Below are 5,563 nucleotides of genomic sequence, written 5' to 3' on the forward strand. Positions count from 1 at the left end.
GCGCCGCGAGCGACGAAGAGGTGTTCCTGCGCGTGCGCTATCTCGACCACCTCGAGAAGCGCGACGGCAGCTGGCGGATCCTGCACCGACGTGTCGCCTTCTCACCCAGCCAGCTCGTGCACATCTCGCGCGACTTCCCGCTCTGGGAGGGCACTTTCGTCGAATCGGGTGCCGATGATCCGAGCTACACCTGGTGACTACACCCCCGGCCGCGGTCGTGTTCGACATGGGCGGCGTATTGTCCGGCCCGCCGTTCGCCGAACTCGAGGACTACTGCATCGAACTCGGTCTCGAACGCCATGCCCTGTCCTCGTACTTCAGGGGCGACCCGGAGTTCTCTCGGGTCGAGGTCGGGGCGATGGATGCCCTGGACTTCTTCACCCGGTTACCCAACCGCATCCTCAACGAGTTCGGGGTGGCGATCGACCCCGCGCGCATCCGCGACGGCTTCCTCGCAGCACGACCGCTGCTACCCGAAATGCTCTCTCTGGCTGAAGAACTCGCGCGTGGACACACCGTCGCGATCATGACCAACAACGTCGCCGACGGCGAGAAGTGGTACACCGAGAACCTACCGACCGGCGTGTTCGCGTTCATCATGAACTCGGCGGTGATCGGTATGCGCAAACCCGATGAGGCGATCTACGTCGAACTCCTTCGCCGGCTCGGGACTCCCCCGAGTGACGTCGTCTTCGTCGACGACTTCGCCGAGAACCTGGAGCCGGCGAAGGCGCTGGGCATCAAGACCGTCCTGTTCACCGACATCGCAGACTGCCGGACCCAGCTCGTACGACTCGGCGCGGTGCTCGCCGAAACGGCCTAGCCGTACGCGCAGTTGCCGCCGCTGCGAGCCCACTACGAGGAGTGTGTCCATGCCGATCGACCTGTCCTTTCCGCCACACGTGTCCGCACTCGTCGGACGCACCGAGGACTTCATCCGTGCGGTGGTGCTTCCGGTGGAAGACGAGCACAACGGCGACATCTCGGCGGCCGGCGGAGACGATGCCAGGTCGGTCCTCCAGAAGGCCGCACGGGAGGCGGGAGTCTTCGCCCCGCACGCTCCTCTCGAGTACGGCGGGCACGGTCTGTCGATGTGCGACCGCGCACCGGTTTTCGAGGCGGCCGGCTACTCGCTCTTCGGGCCCACCGCGCTCAACATCGCAGCACCCGATGAGGGCAACGTCCACCTGTTGGCCCACGTCGCCGATCCCGAACAGAAGCAACGGTTTCTCGACCCCCTCGCGCGAGGTGAGGTCCGGTCGGCCTTCGCGATGACCGAACCGCCACCGGGGGCGGGATCGGACCCTTCGTCGCTCACGACCCGCGCCGTCCGGGCCGACGGCGGGTGGCGGATCTCCGGGCGCAAGTGGTTCATCACCGGGGCCGACGGCGCCGGGTTCTTCATCATCTTCGCGCGCACCTCCGGAGACCCCGGTGACCGAGGCGGGGCCACGATGTTCCTCGCCCCGGCCGACGCGCCGGGGCTGCGAATCGGCCGCCACATCGCGACGCCGGACAAGGCGATGCTGGGCGGGCACTGCGAGGTGTTCTTCGACGACTTACATGTCTCGGACTCCGCGGTTCTGGGTGAGGTTGATCGTGGCTTCGAGTACGCCCAGGTGCGCCTCGGCCCCGCCCGGATGACCCATGTCATGCGGTGGCTCGGTGCCGCTAGACGCGGACACGACGTGGCACTCGCCCACGTGGCTCAACGGGAGGCGTTCGGAGGCAGAATCGGTGACCTCGGCATGATCCAGCAGCTGGTGGCCGACAACGAGATCGACATCGCCGCGACCCGCGCACTACTGACCAGGGCCTGCTGGGAACTGGACCTGGGCGGCCGGGCGTCGAACGCGACGTCCATCGCCAAGACCCATGCTTCCGAGGCGATCTTCCGCATCGTGGATCGCAGCACGCAGATGTGCGGTGGTCTGGGTGTTTCCGAGGAGCTGCCGCTGGCTCGGCTCACCCGCGAAGTGCGCGCGTTTCGCATTTACGACGGTCCGTCGGAGGTGCATCGGTGGTCCATCGCGAAGCGCGCCATCCGCGCAGCCACCAGCTAGTCGGCGGCGCTCAAGCGAGCAGTGCGTCCTCGGGGGCGGCCTCCAGCACCGTCACGGTGCCCGCGGCCCCGTCGACCTCGACCAGTGCGCCGTCCTGGATGCGGGCAGCCGCCACCTGGGTGTCGACCACACACGGCACGCCGTACTCCCGGGCCACCACCGCTGCGTGTGACATCACTCCGCCGATGTCGGTGACCACGGCGCCGCAGTGGCCGAAGAGCGCTGTATAGCCCACGTCGGTCACATGCGCGATCATGATCTCGTCGGGCTCCAGGTCGTCGATGGTCTCGGGCGAAACCAGTCGCGCCCTTCCGACGACCCTGCCCTTGCAGATTCCGATTCCGGTCAGCGTCTCGCCGGGCCCCAGTGGGGGCAGTACGTCGCCGGCCTTCCACGTCGCCGCGAACACCGGTGGCATGTGCAGCTGTGCCAAGCGGGCCCGCTCGCGCTTACGACGCGCGATGGTCGCCCCGGCTGTCGGAGGCGGATCGAGCAACTCCGACATGGTCAGGTGGAACACGTCGCGGACATCCTCGATCCGGCCGGCTTCGACGAGACGCCTGCCCTGTTCCAAGGCCAGACGACGAGTCAGCCACGTGAGCCGGACGCAGCGATCACGATTCTGCTCCCGCAGAGTCAGCATCTTGATGGCCAACTTCTGCGCCCAGTTGCCTTTGCGTGAAGCGAATTTCGTGTCCGCCGTCGGTTCTGCCCCGATAGTGGACGCCGCCCTGCCCACGGTGGAGAGGAAGCCGTGCACGTCGTCGGCGAAGCTGCGGGAATCGAACTCCGACTCCGCTGGGCCTCGATGGCCGAACTCGTCCAACGCGGCACGAACCCGCGTCCAGAACTGCGGAGCGGTCGCTGCGATGCGGTCGGGAAGCCCAGGGCTTCGATCGGACAGCAGGGTCATCAGGGCCGGGTCGGCGGCGACCTCCCCCGCCAGCGAGCGCACCCCTCTAAGGGTAGCGCCGCTCTCGAGCTCGTCCCCGTGTCCCAGATCGGCCGTCCCGCTGGTCTTGGAGGCGATCTCCAACGCCGCACCACCAACCAGATTGACCACGCCCTGCACCGTCCACGCATAGGCGAGCAGGTCCCGTGCCAGCAGCAGAAGGACCTCGAGCCGACCTGTGTCGAGAGCCCCGACGTCATCGAGGTGGCGCTCCAACCGGGCGGTCTGGGAGCGCACCTCGGCGATATCCAACGCGGCCCGGCGCGTCATCGCTACGATCTCCGGCCCCACCCGCAGGGCCGTTCTCACCGTCGAGAGCACGCCGGCCTTCGGCGGTTCGTACGTGCCGGCGACACTGTCGAATCCGCCGGGTAGTTCGTCGGCGTGGGAGCCCGTGAACTGCTCGGCCATCGCCTCGGGATTCGACCCCGGCATCGCCAGTGCCACGTGGTAAGCGCCGGATCCGTTGACGTACATCCGATGCGCGTGCACGGCCTGCAGCCGAGCGGATTCGACGCGCAGAACATCGGGCAGTCCCAGCATCTCGGCGACCGCCGATGTCGTTCCGCGCAGCGCCCTGCCCTGAACGTCGATGGTCAGCGCGGTCGACGGACCGGGCAGCGCTTCGGCGAGATTGGTCTGGGAGTACACCGGGAAGCGGACATCGATGGGGGTGTCGAACTCACCCCGCAGGTCGTCCGGCCCGCTGTATGCGAGCGGTGCTCCATCGGCGGGTGGGGTGTCGGCGGGCACGATCTGGTGCGGGTAGGGCGTCCGCCCGCGGGGACGCGCCAGCCGTCCGCCGGAACTGGTGACCGCGCAGACGGCCAGGCGGGTGTCCTCGACGGTCTCGGCAGCCGTCCACGCGGGGGTGAACCGCCAAACCTCCTGTAGTTCCGTGCGGTCGAGCAGGTTCGCCGACCCCGTGCGGTCGGAGTCCGCTGCAACCAGCAGGAATCGCGCCACGTCGTCGTGATGGATCGTGCTCGACGGTTCGCGGCCGTTGACGTTGTCCGTCAGCCGGCCGTTGGTCAACGTCGCGCGTAACCCGTCATCGATCCCCCGACCGAGTACGACACCGGTTCGCACCAGCAGAGACGGCTGTGTCGAGTCCGCACGCACCGCCCGGTGAGGGGCGGCGGATTCGCCCGAGGCGACGACGACAACCCGTTGCGCGCCAACCACTTGCGCGATCTCGAAGACCGCTTGGGTGTCTCGGACCCGCGGCGCACAGTCCACGATGACGTCGATCGCCGTGCACGTTGACGCCAGCGCCTCCCGATCCGTCGGATCGATCGCGGCGAATTCCACTCCCTGAGGCAATTCGACGGGCCGCTTGGCGGCGATCCCGATGACCCCGTCTCCGCGGCCCGCGAATCGCGCAGCCGCTGACCGTCCGATCAGGGTGTCGACACCGATGATGAGAACGCGCAACGCCAGACTCCATCCGAGTGAGACAACGAAGTTCACTAGGTATACCACGTAGCTGTGATCCATCACACCGGCGGCATCGGCTAGCCAGCGTGGAACGCGATCGACTTCACCTGTTGGAAGCCGCGCAGTCCGTCCTCGCCGTACTCACGCCCGAGGCCGCTTCGCTTGAATCCGCCGAAGGGCAGCTCGGGGTGCATACCACCGGCCCCGCCGTTGATGGCCAGGTAACCCGAGCGGATGCTGCGACACATGTCGAACGCGGTTCTGGTATCGGCGCTGTAGACGTGACCACCCAGCCCGTATGGACTGTCGTTGGCGATGCGGATTGCCTCGGCATCCTCGCGGAAGGGAATAACGACGCCGACGGGTCCGAAGATCTCCTCCTGGGCTACCCGAGACGAGTTGTTCAGGCCGGCGAGCACCGTCGGGTCGTAGAAGAAGCCGCGTCCACGATCCGGTGTGCGACGGCCGCCGGTGACGACCTCGGCGCCCTCGGCTCGCGCCTGCTCGACGTAGTTCTCGACTTTGGCGACCTGAGACTCCCTGATCAGGGGACCCATCGACACGCCTGCAGAGCGGGGGTTTCCCGTCACGACCCCGGCGAGCGCCTCCGAGAGTCGGGCGACGAACTCGTCGTACACCGTCTGGTGCACCAACTGGCGCGTCGACAGCGCGCAGCCCTGGCCGGCCTGCGTGGTGATCTGACGAACGGTGTAATCGACTGCCGCCTCGAGGTCGGCATCCGATCGGACGATCAGCGCGGACTTGCCGCCGAGTTCGAGCAGCACGCGGGTGATGTTCGGGGCGGCCTGGGCCGCGATCAGCGCACCGACGCGCTCCGAACCCGTGAAGCTGACGACGTCGGTCCGAGGATCGGCTGTGACGGCCTGGCTGACCTCCACGTCGCCCGACACGATGTTGAGCACGCCAGGGGGCAGGTCGGCTTCCTGCGCCGCCTCGGCCAGGACGAACGCCTCCAAAGGGGTCATGGGGCTCGGCTTGAGCACGACGGTGTTCCCGGTTGCCAGCGCGGGTCCGAGTTTGGCCAGGTTGAGATAGAACGGGAAGTTGTACGCGCTGATGGCTGCCACGACGCCGCAAGGCTCTCGGATGA

The 5,563-nt window shown here is 67.6% G+C and carries 4 protein-coding genes and 1 pseudogene; 3 read left to right on the forward strand and 2 right to left on the reverse strand.

Annotated elements, in window-relative coordinates; translation table 11 throughout:
• From ABW137_RS10105 to ABW137_RS10115, 3 genes and pseudogenes are all read left to right on the forward strand, one after another.
• Positions 1-197 (forward strand): annotated as a pseudogene (locus tag ABW137_RS10105) (hypothetical protein); the annotation flags it as partial.
• Positions 194-823, forward strand: a complete 630-nt coding sequence (locus ABW137_RS10110) for an HAD family hydrolase (protein ID WP_526399432.1) — start codon at positions 194-196, stop codon at positions 821-823. The pseudogene ABW137_RS10105 and the gene ABW137_RS10110, both read left to right, overlap by 4 nt.
• A 49-nt stretch (positions 824-872) precedes the next feature.
• Positions 873-2,063, forward strand: a complete 1,191-nt coding sequence (locus tag ABW137_RS10115) for an acyl-CoA dehydrogenase family protein (protein ID WP_526399434.1) — start codon at positions 873-875, stop codon at positions 2,061-2,063.
• A 10-nt stretch (positions 2,064-2,073) separates the two neighbouring features.
• Here the strand turns inward: ABW137_RS10115 and ABW137_RS10120 are convergent, their stop codons facing one another.
• Together ABW137_RS10120 and ABW137_RS10125 are read right to left on the reverse strand one after the other, a co-directional pair.
• Positions 2,074-4,449 (reverse strand): PEP-utilizing enzyme, encoded by a 2,376-nt coding sequence (locus tag ABW137_RS10120; RefSeq protein ID WP_526399436.1) that lies wholly within the window; start codon positions 4,447-4,449, stop codon positions 2,074-2,076.
• An 80-nt stretch (positions 4,450-4,529) separates the two neighbouring features.
• Positions 4,530-5,563 (reverse strand): aldehyde dehydrogenase family protein (locus tag ABW137_RS10125; protein WP_526399438.1); only part of this gene is annotated, 1,034 nt, incomplete at its 5' end.

Source organism: Mycobacterium sp., from assembly GCF_040509115.1.
GTDB lineage: Bacteria > Actinomycetota > Actinomycetes > Mycobacteriales > Mycobacteriaceae > Mycobacterium.

Excerpts from the sequence above, each read along its gene's own strand:
- ABW137_RS10115 (WP_526399434.1), top strand. The coding sequence starts at position 873 with ATGCCGATCGACCTGTCCTTTCCGCCACACGTGTCCGCACTCGTCGGA.